Origin of the sequence: Parapedobacter sp. GCM10030251 (assembly GCF_042666505.1) — a bacterium.
Taxonomy (GTDB): domain Bacteria; phylum Bacteroidota; class Bacteroidia; order Sphingobacteriales; family Sphingobacteriaceae; genus Parapedobacter.
The window spans coordinates 237,898-261,664 of the sequence record NZ_JBHTDN010000002.1 but is presented as its reverse complement, the minus strand read 5'-3'; the positions used below and the strand labels follow the sequence as shown (position 1 = coordinate 261,664).

The 23,767-nt window shown below is 50.8% G+C and carries 17 protein-coding genes; 7 read left to right on the top strand and 10 right to left on the bottom strand.

The window, feature by feature from the left end; all coding sequences use genetic code 11:
- Positions 1-8: 8 nt before the first annotated feature.
- The 5 genes from ACFQRK_RS07100 to ACFQRK_RS07080 form a co-directional block, all read right to left on the bottom strand.
- Positions 9-3,614, bottom strand: a complete 3,606-nt coding sequence (locus ACFQRK_RS07100; protein WP_379005030.1) for a TonB-dependent receptor — start codon at positions 3,612-3,614, stop codon at positions 9-11.
- A 155-nt stretch (positions 3,615-3,769) separates the two neighbouring features.
- Positions 3,770-4,948, bottom strand: coding sequence for a FecR family protein (locus ACFQRK_RS07095; RefSeq protein ID WP_379005028.1), 1,179 nt, complete (start codon positions 4,946-4,948; stop codon positions 3,770-3,772).
- Positions 4,949-5,003: 55 nt separating this feature from the next.
- Positions 5,004-5,591: an RNA polymerase sigma factor gene (locus tag ACFQRK_RS07090; RefSeq protein WP_379005026.1), complete on the bottom strand. Its 588-nt coding sequence runs from the start codon at positions 5,589-5,591 to the stop codon at positions 5,004-5,006.
- A 193-nt stretch (positions 5,592-5,784) separates the two neighbouring features.
- Positions 5,785-6,960: a hypothetical protein gene (locus ACFQRK_RS07085; RefSeq protein ID WP_379005025.1), complete on the bottom strand. Its 1,176-nt coding sequence runs from the start codon at positions 6,958-6,960 to the stop codon at positions 5,785-5,787.
- Positions 6,961-6,963: 3 nt separating this feature from the next.
- Entirely contained in the window at positions 6,964-7,539 is a 576-nt protein-coding gene (locus ACFQRK_RS07080) for an RNA polymerase sigma factor (protein ID WP_379005023.1), read from the bottom strand.
- Between the two features lie 149 nt (positions 7,540-7,688).
- Between ACFQRK_RS07080 and ACFQRK_RS07075 the strand changes: the two genes are divergently transcribed.
- The 4 genes from ACFQRK_RS07075 to ACFQRK_RS07060 are packed head-to-tail and all read left to right on the top strand — an operon-like array spanning position 7,689 to position 10,466.
- Complete coding sequence (locus ACFQRK_RS07075) at positions 7,689-8,543, top strand: hypothetical protein (RefSeq protein WP_379005022.1); 855 nt, start codon at positions 7,689-7,691, stop codon at positions 8,541-8,543.
- A gap of 45 nt (positions 8,544-8,588) precedes the next feature.
- Entirely contained in the window at positions 8,589-8,951 is a 363-nt protein-coding gene (locus tag ACFQRK_RS07070; RefSeq protein WP_379005020.1) for a hypothetical protein, read from the top strand.
- Positions 8,948-9,490, top strand: coding sequence for a YceI family protein (locus ACFQRK_RS07065; protein WP_379005019.1), 543 nt, complete (start codon positions 8,948-8,950; stop codon positions 9,488-9,490). The genes ACFQRK_RS07070 and ACFQRK_RS07065 overlap by 4 nt, the downstream gene beginning before the upstream one ends.
- A 10-nt stretch (positions 9,491-9,500) precedes the next feature.
- Positions 9,501-10,466 carry a DUF5777 family beta-barrel protein gene (locus ACFQRK_RS07060; RefSeq protein WP_379005018.1) on the top strand — a complete coding sequence of 322 codons (966 nt, stop codon included), beginning with the start codon at positions 9,501-9,503 and terminating at the stop codon, positions 10,464-10,466.
- On the opposite strand, the gene ACFQRK_RS07055 is transcribed toward ACFQRK_RS07060, so the two are convergent.
- From ACFQRK_RS07055 to ACFQRK_RS07045, 3 genes are read right to left on the bottom strand one after another with little or no spacing between them, the layout of a single operon-like run.
- A complete protein-coding gene (locus ACFQRK_RS07055) occupies positions 10,463-10,687 on the bottom strand; it encodes an AtpZ/AtpI family protein (RefSeq protein WP_379005016.1) in 225 nt (74 codons plus the stop codon). The two genes, ACFQRK_RS07060 and ACFQRK_RS07055, sit on opposite strands and share 4 nt — an antisense overlap.
- The gene (locus tag ACFQRK_RS07050) at positions 10,659-11,090 is read right to left on the bottom strand and encodes a polymer-forming cytoskeletal protein (RefSeq protein ID WP_379005014.1); all 432 of its coding nucleotides are present in this window, start codon (positions 11,088-11,090) and stop codon (positions 10,659-10,661) included. The genes ACFQRK_RS07055 and ACFQRK_RS07050 overlap by 29 nt, the downstream gene beginning before the upstream one ends.
- Before the next feature lie 47 nt (positions 11,091-11,137).
- Positions 11,138-12,019 carry a M23 family metallopeptidase gene (locus ACFQRK_RS07045; RefSeq protein WP_379005012.1) on the bottom strand — a complete coding sequence of 294 codons (882 nt, stop codon included), beginning with the start codon at positions 12,017-12,019 and terminating at the stop codon, positions 11,138-11,140.
- A gap of 105 nt (positions 12,020-12,124) precedes the next feature.
- On the opposite strand from ACFQRK_RS07045, the gene ACFQRK_RS07040 reads away from it, so the two are divergent.
- The 3 genes from ACFQRK_RS07040 to uvrC are packed head-to-tail and all read left to right on the top strand — an operon-like array spanning position 12,125 to position 19,066.
- Positions 12,125-14,965, top strand: coding sequence for a tetratricopeptide repeat protein (locus ACFQRK_RS07040; RefSeq protein ID WP_379005010.1), 2,841 nt, complete (start codon positions 12,125-12,127; stop codon positions 14,963-14,965).
- Between the two features lie 55 nt (positions 14,966-15,020).
- Positions 15,021-17,267, top strand: a complete 2,247-nt coding sequence (locus ACFQRK_RS07035) for a penicillin-binding protein 1A (protein ID WP_379005009.1) — start codon at positions 15,021-15,023, stop codon at positions 17,265-17,267.
- Positions 17,267-19,066: an excinuclease ABC subunit UvrC gene (gene uvrC, locus ACFQRK_RS07030; RefSeq protein ID WP_379005007.1), complete on the top strand. Its 1,800-nt coding sequence runs from the start codon at positions 17,267-17,269 to the stop codon at positions 19,064-19,066. Before ACFQRK_RS07035 ends, uvrC begins: the two co-directional genes overlap by 1 nt.
- A gap of 4 nt (positions 19,067-19,070) precedes the next feature.
- On the opposite strand, the gene ACFQRK_RS07025 is transcribed toward uvrC, so the two are convergent.
- Both ACFQRK_RS07025 and ACFQRK_RS07020 read right to left on the bottom strand, forming a co-directional pair.
- Positions 19,071-20,846: a glycoside hydrolase domain-containing protein gene (locus ACFQRK_RS07025; RefSeq protein ID WP_379005005.1), complete on the bottom strand. Its 1,776-nt coding sequence runs from the start codon at positions 20,844-20,846 to the stop codon at positions 19,071-19,073.
- An 88-nt stretch (positions 20,847-20,934) separates the two neighbouring features.
- Positions 20,935-23,763 (bottom strand): hypothetical protein, encoded by a 2,829-nt coding sequence (locus ACFQRK_RS07020; RefSeq protein ID WP_379005003.1) that lies wholly within the window; start codon positions 23,761-23,763, stop codon positions 20,935-20,937.
- Positions 23,764-23,767: the final 4 nt, after the last annotated feature.

Genomic DNA, 23,767 nt, shown 5'->3' with positions numbered 1-23,767 from the left:
GCTCGTTATTAAAAGGAAATCTGTGCGCCGAATGAAATAACCCGTCCCATGGGGTAGCTTCGTCCGGTATTATCGGTCATCACCTGTTCCGGATCGATGTAATCTGATTTCAGCTTGGTCCACGTGTGCAAGTTTTCACCTGTCGCGAAGAATCGGACCTGACTCAACTTCACGCGATTGATCCAGTTCGCAGGCAAGCTATACCCTACAGTGAGGTTGCGTAATTTGCAATACGCTAAATCTTGCAGGTACATATCATTGGCCACAGATAGCTCGGAGTTTTGGGCTGTATAGCCGCGCAAGAATGGGAAATAAGCATTCGGGTTTTCAGGTGACCAAATTTTATCCGGGAAGTCGGACGGGATGAAAGAGTCATAAGGACGTGCATATACCGACCAGAATGCCTGGCTTTCGAGGTTTGGATACCAGTGTTGACGACCAATCCCTTGGAAAAATACGGATAAATCAATGCCGTTCCAACGGCCGCCCAAGGTAAGTCCGAAGGAATACCGAGGTTGACTGTTGCCAATGATCTGTCGGTCGCCCGGATCATCAACCGTGTTCAGCCCTTGGTTGATAATGCCATCTCCGTTAAGGTCGAGAATCTTGATATCACCTGCCTGAAGCATGCGTAGTTCTGCAGTGGGTGCTTGTACCCGGCGCCGGTTGATCTGGTCTTGGTTGACCTCAGCGGCCCAAGCTTGGGCCTCTTCGGTGGTTTTGAAAAATCCCGCATAGCGATACCCCCAGATTTCACCCAACTGCTGGCCTTCGTAGTAATTATCAGGATTTAGCAACCGGGCGGGATTGCTGAACCGGGTGATTTTAGACGTGTAGTCCGATAAAATACCCCGTATGGTATACGTAAAAGGTTTGCTGGCCACCTGGAACTCGTCTTGCCAGCTTACCATCAGGTCGAATCCCTTTGTTCGCAGATCTGCGGCGTTCTCAAGTGGTTCAGCAGCGCCGAATACCTCGGGTAATGTACGGCTCAAACTGAGCATACCACGGGTATCACGAACGTAGTAGTCGGCCTCAAGTGAGAATCGGTTTTTAAATAGGTTCACATCCAAGCCGATGTTGCTGGTCGTGATGCTTTCCCAGGTAAGGGTAGGCGAAACGGGCAGTGGCTGGTTGGTCACATTCAGTCGTTGGCCGTTTACCAGGTAATCGATCTGGCCGGTGCCCATGGCGGCGATATAGGCATAGTTGCCGATTTCGTCGTTTGCTTCTTGATTGCCGAGTGTGCCGTAAGAGTAGCGGACTTTTAAGTTGTTTACCGTGTTTTTCAAGGGTTCAAAAAAGGCTTCCTCGCTTACACGCCACCCTGCTGAGAAAGAAGGGAAAAACCCGAACCGGCTGTGCTTGGGAAAGCGGGATGTGCCGTCGTACCGGCCACTGGTTTCAAACAGGTACTTACCGGCATAGTCGTAATTGAGCCGGTAAAATCCGCCGCGCACGGCCCATTCGTCTGCACCACCGTTAAATTGCCGTTCGCCGATGACGAGGTTCAGGTCATTCAGCGACTCGGATAGCAACTCTTGCCCGATGCCACCCACACGCTTATAGGTACGGTCTTCCTGATTAAAACCGGCCATAGCCGTAAGATTATGCTGGCCTAATTGGGTTTGGTAGGTGCCAAATACGTTGATGAAGTGCCAATAGTACTTGCTCATGTTCTCAGTCAGGCGATCTTGGTTCAGTGCTCCCAGATTGGATAGCTCCATTACCCCGGGATATTTGGAGTAATATTGGCGGGTTTGTCGATAAGAGTAATCCGATCGGTACTCGCGATAGGTATAATTACCCGTAACAGTAAGGCCTTTGGCGAGCTTGAACACCGCCTCGGAAATGTTAGTCAACTCTGTGCCCTTATTGTAACCGCGCATGGTGCCGCTTTCGAGCCCGTTGTGCAAGCCGTAGCCAATGGGATAGCTGTTAATGCCCGAGTAACCCGTAAGCGTACCATCAGGGTTGCGCGGTACATACATGGCGTGATAATGGTAGGTAGGGCTGTTGCTGACGTTATTGTTTACGTCATTGAAGTTGGTCGAAAACCCATTCCAGTCGTAAGAAGACTTGAAGAAGTGCGTATTGTTGCTCACGGTAAGCCAGTCCCTAATGTCATGCGCTATCTTCGCGCGCAGGTTTTGCCGCCGGAATTCATCCGGGCGAACATTGAAGATACCCTGTTCCTTGGATAATGCTCCGGACAGTGAATAGCTGGTTTTCCCACTTCTGCCTGATAAGGTCAAATTGTGATCCTGTTTCGGCCTGTGGTCGTCAAAGAGGTAGTTAAACCAGTCAAAATTTGCATAATATCGATAAATATCCTGTCCGCTGGCGTCTTGTTTGACGACGACCCAGGGCCGGTCTGGGTGCTCGGTTTTATCGTTTACACGCGCCAGAAGCTCCTCGTAATCTTCATCTGTATACCGCGTGGTGCGATAACCCAGCGCGTTATACATCGCATCGTCGTTGATCTTCGCGTTCCAATAGCCTGAAGTGATGAAATCTGTGCTGGTTGCGTGGGTGGTATAACCGATGTTGGTGGAATAGGTAATGTCACTACTTCCATCTTTACCGCCGGTTTTGGTCGTGACCAGTATGACGCCGAATGCTCCGCGAGCGCCGTAAACAGCAGCTGCGGAAGCATCTTTCAGCACCGTAACAGACTCCACGTCGTTTACATTGATGCGGTCGAGCGTGCCTAGGACACCGTCAATCAAGATCAGGGGGCCGCCACCGTTGATCGAGGTGTTGCCCCGTACGTTTACACTGCCGCTCGTGCCCGGCTGACCCGAGCCGAATACCACGTTCAAGTTGGGTATGCTGCCTTGAAGCGCTTGGGTCAGCTGGGTAACCGGTCGCTCCTCGAACTCTTCCCCTGAAATGGTGCTGACAGCTCCGGTGAGGTTGACTTTCTTCTGTTGTCCGTATCCTACGACAACCACCTCGTCGATATCGCTGATGGCGGGCCGTAATTGTACCTCTAGTGTGCTGGATTGCCCGACCTGCACTTCACGCCGTTGGTAGCCGACGATCGTAAATATAAGCCGTTGGTCATCACCCATGAGCTGTACCCGGAAATTTCCCTGTGCATCACTCACGCCAATAATTTGACCGCCATTCTGTATCGTTACGCCTTCCAACGGCTCGTTTGTTTCCGAACGTACCGTGCCGGTTATCGTCCGCTGTTGAGGAACAGAAACGTCGGGCACTTGGTCCCGTTTGGGGGTTGATTCATGCCGGATGAAAATGTTGTTGGCGACAATCTTAAACGAATAGGGTTGTCCCTTTAACGACGCAGCAATGGCTTCTTCGATTGTCGCGTCCGTAACCTGGACATTCACACGAAGGGAGGCCAGTTCCGGATTGTTGTGAACCACGGCGTAGCCTGTTTGTTTCTTGATCGATTTGAAGACCGAAGAAAGCTGGGTGTTATGAGCGCGTAGGGTGACGCGCTGTGCCATACTGGCTAGAGACGTTTGCATAAACATCCAGGTGAGAACTGCAACCGTTAACGAAAACCGCATGATGATTGTTGTTGTGCGCCAAAAGCAACCGGGTAACCGCAGGGGCAATGCGGTTGTTGCATACCAATTAAATTTCATTACTTTTGTAATGTTTGAGTGAATACTATTTTTAATATCGCTAATTACTAGTGGGTTGACTCAACGTCTTTGCGTCTTCTGATTGCCGTCAGAAGACGTATTTCCTTGTGTCTAACGGTAGTCAAAAAATGATCGTCATATAAGACCTCCTTGTTTTAATTGTTCGTGATGGTGATGCGTGTCTCGCCATTGACGAGGGAAACACGGTGTTTGAAGTTAAAGAACGATAGCAGCTCCAACGGCGTATCGGCGGTGGTGTTGCGATTTACCTCTCCATAGAGCTTGCCTTTGGGAGGTTTACCATCGAAAACGACTTCGACATCGTACCAACGTGCAAGCTGACGCATCACCTCATCGATGGTATTTCCATCAAACTGGAATAGACCGTTGATCCAGGCAATGGCATGACCGGCCTCGACCTGCCTAATGGTAGGTGGGCCCGAACCGTCTACAAATGATTCTTGCCCGGGCGCAAGCCGGACTGAACGCGCGGCTTGATTCGAAGTAATATCTACGCTGCCTTCAACTAACGTTGTCTTCGTACCTAGCTCGTCGGGGTAACTATTAATGTTGAATTTGGTGCCCAGGACGGTTACGGTTTGCTTGTCCGTAATCACGCGGAATGGTTTCCGTGAGTCAGAAACGACTTCGAAATAGGCTTCACCGGCTAAAGTTACGGTGCGCTCCTGCTCAAACTGATTGACGGCATAGGTTAACGAAGATGCTGAATTTAGCCAAACACGGCTGCCATCCGGTAGGGTAAGCCGGTACTGACCGCCCGCGGGGATGGTCATCGTGTGATAGTCGGCCCCGGTGGATGGTTCTGCCAATTCAAGAGACCGTTCATATACTAAACTTCCCTCTTCGTTCTTGATGAGCCGATTACCTGACGCTTGTCCGAATGTGCCGACGGTTAGCTCATCGAGCGAAATAACCCGCCCATCGGGCAGTGTTAAGGTAGCCTTGTCCGATCCGGGCAAGATGTGCTTGGCTTCCAGGGAAGCAATTTCTTTTCCATGGCTGATGGAAGGGGTGGGAAGAGCTAGCTTTACGGTAATACCGATCGCTATAGCGAGTACGGCAGCGGCTGAAAGATAATGAAACCAGCGGAGTGTGCATCGGGACGGATGAGGACCAACATGTGCACGTATTGCATGCAGATCTTCGTTCATCTCTTCATGGACGCTATCGCCGACGTGCCGATTATCGATAGCTTCGTACCATCGATCGACAATCTTTTGCTCGGCATCGGTACATTCCCCTGCCAGGTAGCGTTTTAATAGTTGTCGCATTTTTTCGTCTTCCGTCATGATACCGCTATGCAATTGGCGCATTCGGATCTATAGTCAGTTTAACAGCGAATAGGGAGTAGGGTACTGGGCGATTTTTTTAAAATAAATTACAAATTGCTGTGAATAAGATTGTTATTTTGGTGCTGATTTTAGGTTTTAAGATCTTTAGGGCGTTCGCAACCTGTTTTTTAACGGTGGTTTCCGACAGGTTAAGGTTCTGGGCAATTTCCTTATGGCTAAGCTGGTCTAGTCGGCTCATGCGAAAGATGACCTGCATTTTATCGGGGAGATCGGACATTGCAGTTTCGATTACATCGGATAGATCGCGCTCACGCACCAGATGGTCGCTAGCGAAGACTTCTGTACGGAGCCGTTTAGATAGATCATGAAGGACGGTTTCGCTGACCTTTTGGTGTGCGATATAGTTAATAGCCCGGTATTTTGCGGCCGTAAATAGATACGCCGGAAGGCAGGTGTCTTTCGGTAGTATTTTGTGTTTCTGCCAGAGCGAAGCAAATATTTCCTGAACAATGTCCTTGGCCTCCTCCCGGCAATCGATTTTTTTTCGGAGCTGAAGATAGATCGGCTCTGCATACCTTCGATATATTTCAGAAAAAGCTTCGGCACTGCCGTCGCATAGGTCGGAAACCAATTTAGTATCGGTTATGGTACAATCAGAAGACATCACATTACCCATGTTTGAATATCCGCTCGCAATCACAAGACCGTTTGGCGCTGTTCAAAGATATCGACCTAAAACCAATCGTATATTACCAAAGTGTTAACTATTTGTTTGTCAATAATTGGCTACAGGCTATTTTTAACCGCTATCAAAAGTAAGGAACATGTATGAAATATGCAAAATGATCGAGGGACGTCTATCGTCGGTTGCGCCGTGTCAGATCAATATCGGCCGAGATGGCTACCCCCGTTGAGTAAAGCTTGATGTTGCCGTTGCCGATTCCGGTTAACGGCACCTTTACGAAGGGTTGGACGGTAACCGAAACGGAAGGAATGAGCTGCCGACGGTAGCCCACAGATAGATTTCCGACTCCTAACAGGTGGCGGTTTCGGTTGCGAACGGTAAGTTCCCAGGGTTCCCTTCCGACTTCGGGTGGATATCTGTAGTCATAGGTTTCACGAAGCATGAAATAGCTGGAGATACCGGTGGATACGAAGATATCGGAACGACGGAATCGCATGATTGTGGCATTTGCCAGAAAGGGGACATCGAGCACTGCACAGTCCGCGTTAACGAAACCGGGACTGCCGGAACCATTGCCCCGCCAACGATCGGGACGGTAATGGCTAAAATCTGCCTGATACATTTTCCGGCCATAGAGTGCACCGCCGCTGACGCTTAACCAGTGATTGATACGATAGGTGGCGAGAAGGCCTACATTGCCGCTGAGTTTTCCGCTTAACGGTTGTGTGCCCGACCAGTCGGGAGCAGCGATCACGCTCACCGCCCAACCCCGCTGGGTGACGTTGCTGGGTAACTGTTCACCCTGGCCGGAAGCGGTATCATCGGAGTCAGCTTCATCGAAGTCGGCTTCATCGGAAACGGTTGAACGCGGAACGTCGCGGGCGACGGCCGGAATTTGGCTTCCATCGATAGACACCGGCGTTACGGTATAGGCAATTGCCGGTTGGTGGTTTTGTACCGATGGGAACACCGGCGGCGGTAACACGGCGATCACATCGGCTGGAGTACCCGCTTTACCTTCGTTGCTCGGCATAGGAATCGGCGTCGCTGAATACACGGTATCTCGTGCGCGGAGCGAGTCCGGCGAAGGCGATACGCTTGGCAGTGTTTTATCTCCGGCATATTCTTCAACGGTATCGACAGACGTGTGCCGGTTGTTAAACAACAGCATGGCGGCAACTACCAAGCTGGCGGCCACACCGCTGGTCATCCAGACAAGCAGCGGTATCTTGCGCTTACGTTTACGCATTTTTTGTGACAGCTTTTCCCAATCCTTTGGGTCAAAGGGGATTTCCGGGTCTTGCAAGCCGTCTTTGAAAAGTTTATCTATGGGATGTCTGTCTTCCATTGTTCAATCCTTATCCTCACATTTATCTACCGCTTCCCGCATACGTTGATCCAATAGTTCCTGAAGCCGCTTGCGCGCTTTGTGCAGATTCGACTTCGAAGTGTTTACGGTGATCCCCAGCATCTCTGCGATTTCGTTATGGTTATAGCCATCAATCGCATAAAGGTTAAACACCGTTTGGTAAGCCGGGCTCAATGATTGAATCATGTCTATTAGTTCGTCATAAGCCAATTTTCCATATACGCTCGCTTCACTTCCAAGGTTTTCATACTCGGTTACATCATCTTGTTGCACAAACTTGAGGCTCGCCCGATAGTAGTCGATGGCCGTGTTGGTGATGATTTTACCCATCCACGACTTGAAAGGTTTCGATTCGTCAAAGCGGTCAATGTGGCTGAATATTTTCAGGAAACTCTCGCTCAGGATGTCTGATGCTTCGTCCGAGCTATGGGCATACCGCCGACATATTCCCATAGCATAGCTGTGGAAATGCTTGAACAAAGCATACTGGCTTTCTGGATCGTGCTTTTGGCAACCGTCAATATACTTTTGTACTACTTCTTCATTAACTGTCGGCAAGCGTTCTTTTTCAGTTTAGCAATAATACGTTGAAACGTAGCAAAAGGTTGCCTTGAAAAATTATTTTTTTTTATTCCGCGTGCCGAGGCAACCAATCCCGCGCTTTCACCGTATGGTGGGATATAAACAATCCATAAAATTGAAAAATCATGGTAGCGATGAAATTTTATCCCATTCGAATTGCATGGATAACGGCCGCGGTGGTTTGTTTCTTGGGCGTTTCCTGCAATGACGACGATCCACCCGAACCGGAACCCGAACAAATGGGGATTTTGGTGAAAACCGATGCAACCTTCGGTTTGGTGCTTACCGACAGTGCCGGGCAGGTTTTGTATTTCTTTTCGCGGGATGCCGATGGAAAATCCGCGTGTGCGGGCAATTGCCAGTCGGTATGGCCCAAATACTACAGCAGCCATGCGGCTTCCAGTGAGGGAATTGAAGACGACGATATCGGCACCATCACATTGGCGGACGGCTCGTTGCAGACGACCTACAAAGGCTGGCCCCTGTACTACTATGCCAACGATGAAGGACCGGGCGACATACAGGGGGATGGTGTCGGCGGTAACTGGTTCGTGGCAAAGCCCGACTATTCCGTGTTGTTGGTGCAAAACCAGTTGGTAGGCGGGGATGGTACCGCTTATACGGCTGATCTGACGCCGGGCGAAGGACTCACACGGTATTTTGTGGATGACTATGGAAGGACGTTGTATGGGTTTGTCAATGATCGGTACAATATGAACCGGTTCACCCGGGAAGATTTCGGAAATAACGGCGTGTGGCCGATCTATGAATCGGAAATCCAGGCGGTTCCTTCTGCGGCCAATCCGGAAGATTTTGCTGAAATAACCGTGTATGGACGGACGCAGCTCACGTATAAAGGCTGGCCGCTCTATTATTTCGGGCAGGATGCGGCACGGGGTGAAACCAAAGGAATTGATTTTCCGCAGTTGGGAATCTGGCCGGTGCTCAATCCCGACTCACCGGAAGCTACAGCACCGTAATGGCGATTTAAAACGAAACGAATAGTGGATCAATACTTATTTTTTATGAAACGACTGATTAAAAATGCGTTGGGGCTGGCATTGGCGGCGACTTTCTGGATGGCATGTGGAAAAGACGACCCCGCGCCGGAACCGCCTCCGGGAAATGAGGACGAGGTGACGGCCGAAAACGTGACGTATACCAATTTTGTGGGCGGGCTTTTTCAAAACCGTTGCGGTAGCTGTCACACCGGTTCGGGAGCAGGAACGGCCAAATGGGTTTTTTCGGGATATGCGTCGGTGCGCGACAACCTTACGCGGATCAACGACGTCGTGGTTGTCCGCAAGATTATGCCCCAGAACGGAAGCCTGCCAAACAATCAGCTGGCGCTGCTGAAAGCGTGGATCGAAAAAGGTGCACCCCAATGAACAGACTTGTTGCCTGGTTTTTCGTGATGTTCCTGTGCCACTTTGCGGTGGCACAGGATATCTTGGTCGACAAAAATGCCCGTATCTCATTTTTTTCGGAGGCACCGCTTGAAAATATCGAAGCGGTTACTTCGAAGGCCGCCTCCGCACTTGGCGTAAAGACTTACGAAATCGCATTTAAGGTGCCGATTACCTCCTTTGAGTTCGAAAAGCAGTTAATGCGGGAACATTTCAATGAGAATTACCTGGAAAGCGACAAATTTCCCTACGCCACATTCAACGGTAAGATTAACGATCCGGTCGACTGGAATGCCGATGGGAAATACGCAGTCACGGTCGCCGGAATACTTGACATACATGGGATTAAGAAACGCTATGAAACCCGGGCGACCATTGAAGTAAAAGGCCGTGTGATTAATACGCATGCGACGTTCGTTGTGAAAATCGCCGACCATGGGATCAAGATTCCCCGCGTTGTGATCAAAAACATCGCAGAAGAAGTTGCGGTGGACGTGTCATCCACCTATCAAAAACCCTAACCATATTTTTATGAATGATGTCAGTTTTCTCGGACGCGCAGCATGGCAGCCGCTGCTCGTATTCATGGCCCTGCAGTCGCTTTGCCTTTCGCTGTCTGCACAGACCGAATTGGAAGATGCCCTAGCCGAAGATTCGGTGGCAATGGCCCAGAAGGAGGTGGAGTCCACGTTTAAGACTACACGGATTATCAACAGCCAGTCGATTGAAACCATCCATAAGCACGAGCTGGATTTTAAAGTGGATCACCGGTTTGGCGACATTGCCGGTGCCAACGGCGGTGCCCGGAATTTTTTTGGACTGGACAATTCTACGGATATTAAGATCGGTTTTGAATACGGAATTACCGATTATCTCAACGTAGGTATTGCCCGTGCAAAAGGTGCAACCCGCGTGACGCAATTATACGAAGCAAACCTGAAATACCGATTGCTGCGGCAGACGGTAGACGGAAAAATGCCGCTCTCGCTGACGGTTTATACAAGCTTGACCGTGCCGGGTGTAAAGGCAGATCAAAATCCCGGTGAAGCTATTTCATACCGGCAGTTTTCGGATCGGTTAAACTTCGTAGGTCAACTGATTATTGCCCGTAAATTCGGTGCTAACCTGTCATTGGCAGTGCATCCAACGTATATTCGTCGTAATACAACCGCTGATTATGACGGTGAGCATGACCTGTTTGCAATGGGGATAGGGGGTAGATTGAAGGTAAGCAGGCGTATGGCGCTGGTGATGGATTATTTTCTGCCCTTTCGTTCAACGGCAAGCAAGGAAAGGTACGAAGAGGCCATCACTGCGCTATATAACCCGCTGGGTGTGGGACTGGAAATCGAAACCGGAGGTCACGTGTTCAATCTCAATTTTACCAACGCAACGGCAGTCCAGGAAATGCAGTATATTCCAGAGACCACCTCTTCATGGACCAAGGGGCAGTTTCGGTGGGGATTTACGATATCCAGACGGTTTTCACTCGATTAACGCCTGCGGGTGACAGCCCGTATGACCGTATAAATACCGATGCACACCCCCGCAACTGCGAATAATGCCGTCCAAACCGGCTTTTCAGCATTGCGGGATTGATCAATGCGGTACCCAATATAGGTGAACAGACCGATGATGGCGAGCATCTGAAAACCTACGCCCGTAAAGTAGGCGTATTTTCCTAACGGGCTATTCGGCGATCGCTTTGGGCTCTTCATACGCAATGAGCTTCACATCGGGGAGGTGGCTGGGGAGCCCTAAACTTTTGCTCGTCGTACACTTCCCCTTGATGGAGGCACCATCTTCGACAATGAAGCGCATCGCCTCAATATCACCGTGTATCGACGCGGAACGGTTTAGTTGAAGTACGTCTTTCGCAACAATCTGGCCTTTTACCGCTCCTGAAATTTCACCCGAATGGCAATCGATGTTGCCTAAAATTTTCCCTTCTTCTCCGATGACCAGTTTGGCGGTACACGTGACATTTCCCTGTATCTGTCCGTCAATACGTAAATCGCCGCTGGTGTTCACATCGCCGGTAATCTCCGTGCCTTGTGCGATCAGGTTGAAACTGTTTCCCCGTTGTTCTTGTAGTTTTTCGTTTTTCCTGTTTACAAACATGTTGATAATGCTTAGGTAATTATGTAGATGTTTTTATGTAGATCTTTTCAAAAAGCGATGTAATCAGTAGGGTTCACCGGGTTGCCGTTGTACCACAACTCGAAATGGAGATGTGGACCGGTACTCAACTCGCCAGTGTCGCCTGCAAAGGCGATTACTTCTCCGCCACGTACAAAGCTACCAACTTTTTTAATAATCGAAGCGCAATGTTTATAAAGAGATAATAAATTATTTCCGTGCTGAACGATGGCTACATAGCCCGTTTCGGGTGTGTAAGAAGCAAAAACTACATGGCCGCTTAAGGTGGACCTAACGGGTTCATTTGACTTCACCGCAATGTCCACGGCGTAGTGCTGGTCCCTGGCGCTGAAACTGGAGCTGATGATGCCTTTGATGGGGTTGTAAAATGTGTAAGAAGAAATGCCGGTTCGGGCACCGGTTTGATTTTCAGGGAGATCGTAAGGTGCGCCGGATTCGACCAATTCACGCAGAGCCAGCTCGTCATCCGATAGACCGGTTTCACGGGGCGTAGAGGCAGCCTTGTTTTGGCTGCTTTCGGAAGCTCCTTGATCGCTTCCGTCGAGGGTTTCTCCAGCTTGGCCGCCAAGCACTTTCCGAAGGTTGGTGAGGTATACGTCATGCGCATGAGCCACCTGCTCCATGGAATCGATGCGGGCATACGCCGCAATCAGCTTGCTGCGGTCATAGGCGTTCAGCGAAGAGCCGATGACGTATTCACGTAAAGGGGTAGACCGAATGAAAATAACCGTGAAAATAATCAACAGGGAAATGCATGTGACCGTACCCGTAAGCCAATACCATAACTTACCGGTAAATGTTGCTTTTTCTTCAAAAGTTTCTTCTTGGAGAACCACCAACTTATAGCGTGAATTGAGCGCTTTTGCAAGTTTGCTTTTTTGTTTAGCCAATGATGTCCCTTTCCGTGTGTTGAATTAAAATAAATTGGTACTTTTGCGTGTGTATTCCCAGCAAAGATATTCAATTTTACGGCACATCGGCTAAGAATAGTGGCATTGAAAAGTAACAAATATTTTCTTCGGATAATGGCGTTGGTGCTGTTATCGTGTGTGGCTATAGCCTGTTCCCTAAAAAGGAACGCCGAAGGGCAAACGTATGACATGATGGAAAATCTGACGGCGCGGTACAACATCGTGTACCACGGACGGAAAATCATCGATGATGTTCAGCGCGAAAATTTAGCCGCCCATCGGGACAACTACCAACAGTTGCTTCCCGTACTGATTGAGCCTACCGAAGCCACGGCAGCTGCGAATACACCTTTGATGGATTCGGTGATTGGCAAAGCGCTGGATATTATTAACAAAAAGGCGCAAAGTAAATACATTAACGAGGCGTACCTGCTCACGGGAAAGGCGAACTACCTGAAGGGGAACTACTACAATGCCGTGGAGTTTTTTTCCTACGTTGCCAGCACATTTGCCGATATGCCGGAATACCGGCAGGCGGCACTGGTTTGGAAAGCCCGCTCTCTTATCCAACTGGGGAACCTTACGGATGCGGGATTGGTATTGGATACCGTGTTTGCGAACCTGGAAACGGAGAACAAGTCGGTCGGTCTTGCGTTTGCCACGCAGGCAAATTACTATTTGATGACCCACGACGAGGAATCGGCAATCACGATGCTGCTGCAGGCGCTGGATCATACCGCGCATAAGCCCACCAAACTGCGTTGGCATTTCCTGTTGGGACAGTTGCTTCAGAAACATGGACGGACGGAGGAGGCGTATGCCCATTACAGCCGGGTGGTAAAAAGCAACGCACCGTACGAAATGTCCTTTCATGCCGGATTGAACCGGGTCTTTTTGGTTACCGCCGATCATGCTTCCGCCAACGAGCGTGTACATTTGCTGCAACGCATGCTGCGGGATGGAAAGAATACCGCCTTCAAGGACCAAATTTACTACCAGATCGGGGAAGTCTTCTACGCGGATAGCATGGTGTCGGAGGCACTGGCTAACTATGGAAAGTCGCTGAGGGAATCCACGGATAACCGATATCAAACCGCGTTGACGTATCTGAAGTTGGCGGATCACCATTTTGGGCAGGCAGATTACCAAACGGCGAAGCTGTACTATGACAGTGTAGGGATGTCGCTGCCTATGGACTTTCCGGATGCGGGAGCGATTCAGCGTAAGATTGCCAACTTAGACGAATTGATTGAACAACTCCGGATTATCGCCCATCAAGACAGCTTGCAATACCTGGCCGGGTTGAATGAAGGGCAGCGCCAGGTAGAAATGGATAGCATGGTTACGCGGGCGTACGCCCAGGTTCAGGCAACGCAGGAGGTGAAACAACCGGCATCCACGCAGTCGGCCCGACGTAGGCCGTTTGACGATCTTCCCGGTATGGCGACCACGTATACAGACAACCGGTTCTATTTCAATAACCCCGATGCGATGGGAATGGGGCAGGCAGAATTCAGGCGGAGATGGGGCAATCGGGAGCTTCGGGATAACTGGCGCTTCAGCGACATGGCCGGCGGCCCTCAGGCAACCGCCGGTAATTCGGCTGCCGTGGAACCAACCGTTGCGTCGCCGGATACGGCAACGATCGACAGCGCGGCATGGGCCGCTCAGTTTCGGGAGCGCTATTTGCAAGCGCTGCCGGATACCGATGAAAAGATAGCCGCTTCAAACCGTCAAATACATGATGCCATGCTTCGCGTCGGTACAATTTACCGGGATGATTTGCGAGACCCTGACGAGGCGGCGAAAGCGTATGAAGCACTGCTGGAACGGTATCCCGATACGAAAGAGGCTGCACTTCTGTATTACAACCTGTACCGGTTGTATACCGATGTAAATGAACAGCAGGCGGCCTACTACCGGGATAAGCTGCTGGCAGAGTTCCCTGAATCGTTGTATAGCCACATTATCCGGGATCCCATGTATCTGACCAAGCTTGAACAGCAGAAGCGGGTGCTTGATCAAACGTACGAAGAGGTCTATACCCGCTACACGGAACAACAGTATGCGGAGGTGGTGGAGAAGGTGACCGGTATTCTGGAGCAGAGGCAGGGAAGAGAGCAGATACGCAGCCAACTGGCTTATCTCCGTGCATTGGCTTTGGGAAGGATAGCTGCGCTGGATACGTTTGAAAATGCGCTGTTGCAGCTGGTAAAGGATTTTCCGGAAGATAGTCTGGTTACCCCTTTGGCGACGCAGCACCTCGCATTTATCGAAGCCAACCGCGATACGCTGGCGAATAGAACGTATGCGCTGCAAGGCATCGAAGCCAGTAGAGAGCGGTTCGTAGACGAGCCTACGATTACGTTATGGCCGCAACTGGTCATCCGTCAGGGTCCGGAGCGGCCGAGGCCCCGTCGGGAGTTGGCGGTTGGTGCAGCGGTGCAGACCGGTATCCGTGCGAGCGGGAGGCTGGAAAACGCCGGCGGGATCACGGCACCGCAATTGGCACGTGTGGCGGACGTTGGCGAGATCGGTCCGAATGCCTACCGCGATTTGGAATTGCTGCCGGACTCAGCCACCTATTATTTCGTGATTAATGTGGTAAATGAGCGGGTTAACTTAGCGCCTTCTCGCTTTGGCCTGGGCCAATTCAACCGCACGCGATATGCTGGAGCAGCCATCAGTCACCAGCTGAAAGTGGTGAATGGAGAAAACCAATTGGTTTACATCGGGCCTTTTGCTACCTACGAACAAGCCAAGCTTTATGAAGGCCGTATATTACCCATGTTGCCGGACATCATGAAAATCCCGGCCGACTATTATAATACATTTGTGGTTACCGAAAGCAATTTTGGCACGTTATCTGATTTTGACAAAATCGATGATTACCACACGATGTATTGGGAGCAAGCGAATAAGTGATTCCGGGGAGGACGGGAGCAGGTGAATGGTGTAGTTTTAGGATTAACGACATAGAATGAGTAAACAAGTAAAGAAACAAAATACCTTAACGACAGAAGACGTCAAACGCTATACCCGTAATTTCTGGAAAGTGCTTATCGGACTGATCTTATTGGGGTTTTTATTCATCTTCAGTGTGGGCGTTGGATTATTTGGCAAGTTGCCGACCTTCCGTGATCTGGAAAATCCCAAGAGCAACCTGGCTTCCGAAGTAATTTCAGACGATGGGGTGGTACTGGGAACCTACTTTGTACAGAACCGGTCGAATGTGCGATATAGCGAGCTGTCGCCAAACCTGGTACAGGCGCTTATCGCTACGGAGGATAAACGGTTTTACCGGCATTCGGGGATTGACTACCGCCGAACCTTTACGATTATTTTCTATAACCTGATTGGAAAGCGCCAGGGCGCCAGTACGATTACCCAACAGCTTGCGCTCAACCTTTTCTCTGAAGGGCGTGCGCGGAGCACGGGCAAACGCATCATCCAGAAGTTTCAGGAGTGGATTACAGCGGTGCGGCTCGAGCGCAATTATACCAAAGAAGAAATCATCACCATGTATTTCAACACGGTGGACTTCGGCGCCTACAATACATACGGTATCAAATCAGCGGCTCGCACGTATTTCAATACCACGCCGGATAAACTGGATGTGAAGCAAGCAGCTATTCTGGTGGGTATGTTGAAAGGGCCGGGGATTTACTCGCCGGTACGGTATCCGCAGAATGCCATCCGGAGGCGCAACGTGGTGATCGAAAACATGCGCAGCGAGGGATTCATTACCCGTGAAGAATCGCTGAAATTGCAGAAAGAACCGCTCGTGCTGGATATGCGCATTTCTAAGTACGGTGGGGGGCCTGCCCCTTATTTCAGGGCGGTGCTGAAACGCGAGATCCAGCGTCAGTTTAACGAGATGTCCATCACCAAAGCTGATGGCACCCCCTGGGACCTGGATCGGGACGGATTGCGGATTTATACGACCATCAATTCGAAAATGCAGGCCTATGCAGAAGAGGCGCAGAGGGAATGGATGAAGACCGTACAGGCTTCGTTTGACCGGCAGTGGAAAACCCGCGATCCCTTCCGGGGCGATAAAGCGAAATTACTGGAAACGGGCATGAAGCGGTCCGACCGCTACCGGATGCTCAAGCAGGCCGGCAAGTCCGAAGCAGAGATTAAAAAGGATTTTGATACGCCGGTGCCCATGACGATTTTTACGTGGGACGGGGATAAGGATACCACCATGACCCCCATGGATTCAATCCGTTATAACAAGTTGATTCTCCGAAATTCCTTTATGTCGATGGAACCGCACACCGGCTACGTCCGGGCATGGGTGGGAGGCATCAATTTTGAACATTATAAATACGATCAGGTGAAAATGGGTACCCGGCAGGTGGGATCTACCGCCAAACCTTTTACTTATGCCGTGGCTATCGACAACGGATTTTCACCCTGCTTTCAGGTGCCGAACGTACCGTTGACCGTGGGCAGTGGTCCTTATGCGTGGACGCCACGCGGCGAGTCGGTCGGCAGCCCGATCAACCTTCGCCGGGCACTGGCTCATTCACAGAATTTTGCCACGGCTTACATGATCAATGAAGTGGGGGCACGGGCCGTTGCCACCCTGACAAAACGGATGGGAATCACCTCGGAGGTGCCCGAATACCCATCGATAGCATTGGGCGCATATGAGGCATCTGTATACGATATGGTAGGCGCATATTCGGCATTCGTGAATCACGGCGTTTGGGTAGAACCTACGTATATCCTGCGTATCGAAGATAAAAATGGTATGCCGATCTATGAGAAAGCGCCCCGGGTCTCCAAGGTGCTCAACAGCGAGAGCGCATACATCATGGTAGACATGCTGAAAAGTGTGGTGGATGGCGGATCCGGCGGCAGATTGCGTTGGCGCTATAACCTGAAACCGCCCATGGGCGGAAAGACCGGTACGACGAACGATAATGCGGACGCCTGGTTTATCGGAATCACACCGGAGCTGGTGAGTGGCGTGTGGACGGGAGCGGAAGACCGCGGCATCAGCTTTGCGTCGATGGCCGAAGGTCAGGGAGCGCAGGCTGCCTTACCCGTATTTGCCTTGTACATGCAAAAAGTGTATGCCGATACGTCGCTGCATTATAGCCAGGATGATTTTCCATTGCCGGAGGGCGGGCTTACCAAGGAACTGGATTGCAGCAAGTATCAACAGTTTTTGGGAGAGGAAGAAGAAGAGCAATTGGACGACAGGCTTGGGTTTTGATGACCAAATTTGATTACCGTAAAGCGCTTGAAGAAATACCGCACCGGCCAGGCATCTACCAATATTGGGATGCCAACGGGGAACTTATTTATGTCGGGAAGGCGAAAGACCTGCGAAACCGGGTCAGTTCCTATTTCATCAAAAACAGCCAGCTCAATGGAAAAACCCGGGTACTGGTACGCAAGATCAATCGCATTACGTTCACCATTGTCGATACCGAAATTGACGCTTGGCTGCTGGAAAACAGCCTGATAAAAAAACACCAGCCGCGGTACAATGTCATGCTCAAGGATGACAAGACGTACCCGTGGATTGTCATAAAAAACGAGCGATTTCCCCGCGTCTTCCCTACGCGAAAATACATCAAGGACGGATCGCGGTATTTTGGGCCGTACGCATCGGTGGGAATGATGCACGCCATCATGGACACCATCCGGGAGTTGTATCCCCTGCGTACCTGCAATTTGGCGCTTACGCCTGAAAATATCAGCAGGGGCAAGTTTAAGGTCTGCCTGGAATATCAGATCGGAAATTGCAAGGGGCCCTGTGAGGGCTATCAGACCGAATCGGATTATGAACAAAGTCTTGCCGACATCCGTGACATCCTGAGCGGTAAAATCGGCGTAGTAATTCGACGGCTGAAAAGCCAACTGGACAAAGCCGTGGGCGATCTGAATTTTGAATATGCTCACCATCTGAAGGGGAAACTGGATTTACTGGACCGTTACCAGAGCAAATCGACCGTGGTGAGTTCGTCCATCACCAATGTGGATGTGTTCAGCATTGCTTCCGACCAAAGTTATGCGTTTGTGAACTACCTGAAAGTCATGAACGGCGTAATCATCCAGACGCAGACCGTCGAACTGAAAAAGCGGTTGGATGAAAGCGATGCAGAACTGCTGAGCTTGGCTATTCCCGAAATCCGCAGCCGGTTCAATAGCACGTCAAAAGAAATCATTGTTCCGTTTACACTCGATATCGAAGCCGATAACTTAAGATTTACCGTTCCAAAACAGGGGGAGAAAAAAAATCTGCTGGAGTTGTCATTTAAAAACGCATTGTATTTCAAGAAGGAACGGCTGAATCAATACGAGAAGCTGAATCCTGAACTGAAAACGGAGCGCATCCTGACCCAGATGCAGAAAGACCTGCGAATGAATGTGCTGCCCCGGCATATCGAATGCTTTGACAACTCCAATTTTCAGGGTAAATATCCGGTATCTGCCATTGTCGTGTTCAAAGATGCCAGACCCTCGAAGAAAGATTACCGCCATTTTAACGTGAAGACCGTGGAGGGGCCCAACGATTTTGCCACGATGGAAGAAGCGGTACACCGGCGATACAGACGGCTGATTGATGAGGGGCAGACCTTGCCCCAACTGATTATAATCGACGGCGGCAAGGGGCAGTTGTCGTCCGCGTTGAAGAGCCTGAAACTACTGGGCATTGATAAGCAGGTTACCGTCATCGGTATTGCCAAACGGTTGGAAGAATTGTATTACCCCGGCGACCAGTATCCGTTATACCTGGATAAAAAATCCGAGACGCTTAAAGTAATCCAGCATCTGCGCGACGAGGCACACCGGTTTGGAATCACCTTTCACCGCAAGCAGCGGAGTTTAAAAACCTTCCGTACAGAGCTGGAAAACATTCCGGGTATTGGCCGCACGACCGCAGAGAAATTGCTCAAAGCATTTAAGTCGGTTAAAAAGATACAAGCGGCTACTCCTGACCAATTGCGGGAAGTCCTGAATGAAAAACAGGTGCATGCCCTGACCGAATATTTTGCATCCCAATAAGGCTTTATCGACTCAGTTCTTCCAGTACTTTTTTTCCGGAATTAACGAGTTTGGCGCAGGACGTTTCAGTGGGCCGCTTGATGTTAAACCGCGCGACGGCATCATCCAGTGCCTTCAGTTTTTCCGCATCGGAAGTTGACACAAACCGTTCCCGCAGGATACGGATTTTCTCGGCGTCCTGAATGCCTTCCTTCATCCGTTCAAACCGGATGGAGCTCCGGCCATCCGGATAGATGACATAGGTGTCTCCAGCGGGCCACGTACGGAACCGGGAATCGACCAACGGATTTTCCGTCCAGGAGTTGTAAGACCAATGCAGGTAGCCATCGAGTCGCGCGGCGCGTGTGTACCAACCCATAAATACAGCTTCGGACGGGTCTGAAAACGTAAAGACGTTGGGGAATTCGTCTGCACAACATACGTAGTAGGTGCTTATCAAGCCATTTTCTTTTCGGAATGCCAGGTCTTTTTCGTCAAACTCAGCACCGAAAGCTACGCAGATGTCTTTCAGCATGGGGTATTCCCGGTAGCTTTTGTGGTTATCCGCGAGTGCCACACCCATTTCCGGCACGACCTTTTCCAGTAGCGCCAATGCAATTTTCATTTCCTCAGGCGACCGTTCGTCCATCGCGATATTGGTAAATTCCAACCAGCCTTTGTTTTTCAGGTGGTCACGGAAGGAAGTCAGGAAGGGTGTCCAAAGCTCCGTAAATTCCTTGCTCCCCGGCTTTGCACTCACGTTCACGGTATCGCCCGTTTTCTGGTCGAGGTAGTGAATCTCGTGATTCCAGGGTAGCAACGAATAGCAGTTGATGAGCTTATTCACGCCGAGATCCATCATAAAGTTAACCCAGCGATCAAATACAGCATAGTCATATTCCCAGGTGCCGTCGGTTTTCTTAGTCCAGCGAATCATGTCTTCGTACGGATCGAAGCATTGGTTGTTCCACGGGTCCTTGTTCAGGTTGGCGGTGATAACCTTTTGGCCGGCATCCGCAAGCATTTTCATGGGAACTTTCATGAGTTCCCAATGTTCCTCAGACCAAACTTTTACGCCATGTATCCGGGCAACGGCCGACGGGTGCTGCCACATGTCCAGGTGGAACGCCCAATCGGCGGGCGGCGGAAGTGTGTGGTCGAGCACCTCAATGGAAAGGGTCAGTTCTTTCGGGGTTTGGTTTTGCGCATAGAGACTCAACGTGCCGGTGTAGACCCCGGGTGATGCATCTGAGGGAATGTTAAAGGTTAACCACACCGGAAGCGTAGTCTCGGCAGCCATATCAAAACAGGAAACGTTATCCAACGCGTCTGCAGCTAAGGATACCGGGAAATCTTCCGGTTTGCGGTGTCCGCATCCGGGCGCGAAAACATCCGTTAAAACATACCGCACGAAACGTGCCTGACCGATTGAGGGGGCCAGTGTCTGGCCGTCGTCAGATTTGAAAGGTGAAAAGGCGAACTCGATTTGATCGACCGCTTGATCCGACCACAATACCAGTTGTGCGGAAAGCGTTTCGCCGCGCCAACCGCTGCCTCGCCACGACGTAGCCTGCGGAATTTGGGGAACGGCCGATTTTGGATACCGCTGATCGGTTGTTCCAAACGAGTAGTTCAGCCCGTTTACCGGCGACCAGTCGACATGCGTGGTATCCGGATCTTCGGCTTCAGCATAGGTTTCGCAGGATTTTACCGGACGCGATTGATGACAGGCACCAACCCAAAAGAGGGTGCTCAAAAGAAATAGGACCAGTTGCTTATGTTTACGTAGTTGTCGTCTCATGATGATTCCAAAACCCAATGATACATGATGATGCCGGATTTCGCAACTTCGCTACGCACGCAATCGATTGTTCAATCTGACGATTCCGCTATTTCAATACAAACCAAACCTGTCCGTTGGCGGGAATCGATACGGGCAGGTGCAGTACGGTGCCGTCCAAAGGCATTGCGTTTCCTTCTTTTCCGTTCTTACTAACCGTCGCCTGATCTCGGAGTCCCGTATAATAGAGATCTACCCTGAGCGTCCGTTCGATGGGGGTGTCCAGCGGATTATAGACCATGAGCAATCCCTTTTCTTCGCCGGTTGGATCAACGTGCAGGATCGCGTCGTAGTCCCTTCCATCGGGTCGTCGCAGATGGATGATGTCGCTGTCGAGTATCCGGCGGTGGCGTTTATAGAAGTCCACCCATTTTTTCACCAGCGTTTGGGTTTCCGGTGTGTCGTAAAGTTGTGGTCCGCGGTAGCAAGCCTGCACGCCCGCACCGAAAAGGTTGGCGAGGCGCTGTTCGTAGTGGGGAAGGTGATCACGCAGCGGCTCGATGGTTGCGGCTGGGCCACCCCCATGGTATTCGACCAAGGGGACAAACATCCAGCCCATGGATGGTGTTTTTTCCCAGGTGCCATCGTAGATGTTTTGCCGCTCGATGATTTCCTGGTATTCGCGGGGCAGCGACCAATTGGTTTCCCGGTATCCCATCGCGATTTTGGTACTCCCCTCCAGGAAATACCAATCGGGGACGTTGAGGTAGATTCCCTTCGACCGGCACCATCGGTAAAAGTCACGTATTCGGACGAATTGTTTCCATTGTGAGTCTTCGAGGCCGCGGTGACCGGGATGATTGCACGACGCACAAACATCGCCGGGATAAGACCCATCGTGTTCGAGGATGTCCATACCCGTTTTTTCGTAGAACTCATAGAGCGTTTGGAAATATCGGTCGCCCCACTCGCTTAGCAAGCAGGGAGACCGGCCAAACGCAGGTTTCATGCCGGGCGGCATCACGACGTCGTTATCGGCATCAATGGATCGGCTGGCAAGCAGCGAATAGCCACCCAAAGCGATCCCTTTTTGGTGCGCGTAGTCGCGAAATGCCTTCATCCGTTGGATATTGGCTTCGGTGGTGTCTTCCACGTTGAAGCCGCTTCCGAATGTCATGATTACCATTTCAAAACCTACTTCGGCACTTTGGTCGATCGCTTTTTTGACAGATGCGTCGTCGGCACTACGTACGTGCATAATGATCGGATTCTCCTGTGTCCATGGAGCGATCGTCCGATACATTTTCCGTTGCGCCAATCCTCTCCGCTCACGATCGGAACTGTCATGGAATAATTCCCATAAACGCATGCTTTCAAAGGGCTTTCCGGGGGATATTTCCTGTCCAACACCGTGTTTTGGCTCACAGATCAATACGGTAGGTGTTTTGAGTGCGTAGTTGACCTGTGTGGTGTAGGTCGAGTCTTCGCGCCATTCTACGCCGGCATTTTCTGACGCGTTCGGCGACATCGACCCAAATGCAAAATCACTTTGCGCAAAGATGGGAGGAAGCTCCCAACGCTGCTTATGTTCCACGGCGCTTTCGGCTTCGGTTACCGCCAAGTGTTCCGTACGGACGTTGTTGATGATAACTTCCTTTTGCCCGTTGTATTCCACGGTTATCCACTTGCTCAATAGGGGGATACCATTATACATTTCATAGTGTACGTGGACGGTGAGGTCGCGAAGGAAATCTACGTCATGTGAGGGAGCCATGGCGTCGCCAAGTAATAAGAGATGCTCCACGTGGCTTCTTCCGATGTTCCCGGTTTTCGGGCCGGGAGTGGCGCCGCCGGTAGGATCGGTCTTTCCAATCCGGATTTTTTCCGGTATAGACGTTGTTTTTACGACTGCCAGCGTTTGGTATTCCCCACCGTTGGTAGAAACCATGCAACGGACTTTCCCTTCTTCCAATTGCAGCCGTAAAAAATGGGAGGTTGACGGATCCATGCCGAGGAAATATCGGACGGTTCCGTTTTGAAGCAATCCGTAACTCCGATTTCCGGGCGAGAGAAACAGTTTAAGGTGATCTTTCCCGGGGCTGACCAATGTCACGCCCGGGCCGTATTCGGTCGACCGATCGGTACCGGGATTGATCCGTGCGATGATCACGCGCGTGTCTGCCGAAAGGGGCCGTTCCGCAAAAACCGGATGATTTTCCGGTCCCATGATTTCGCCGGGTTTGCCCTCGTTTATAAAGGAAGCACTCCGGTCGTCATTTGCCGAAACCAATTTCCAGGTGGAAGACAGCTCTTTAAATGGGTCGTCCCACAGTTTCCGCCGTTGGCCGTCGCTTGTGAGGCGTACTTGGTGCCGTTGGATGGTAGCTTCGTCTGCTTGGTACGAAAACCGCAGCACGGTACCTTTTGCCGCTTCCTGTGGCTTCGATAGCCATTCCGTACGGGGCATCCACGCGAAGCGGCTTTCAAGAGGGCGACTGTCCCAGGATACCAATTTCAGGCTTACCGGATCGGCCTCCAGTTGCGGTATCCATTTCGGATCCAGGTAATTTTGAACGGGTTGCCCAATTAACCCGCCTACCTTGATTTCGTGACCATTCACCCATAATATGGCCTCGGGCGATACCGAACGGAGCAACGACTCTCCGGTGATCAAGTTGTCCATGCCAATGGTAGCCCCACCGGGGGCCAAAGAAAACGTCCGTGTGATTAGACCGTTGCTCAACGCAAGGTGGTTATCGACGGTCTGAAAGACCGTTGCTTCTTGCGAGATGGGACTTACCAACCAATCGTCGTGTACGGTTGGTTGATCGGCATATTTCGGGAGACGTATGAGGTCGCCGGTTTGAGCCCATGACAGTCCGCTGGTTACGTAGGAAAACGCTGCGGTGACCGTAGCTATTCGGATGAGAGAATGCATATCG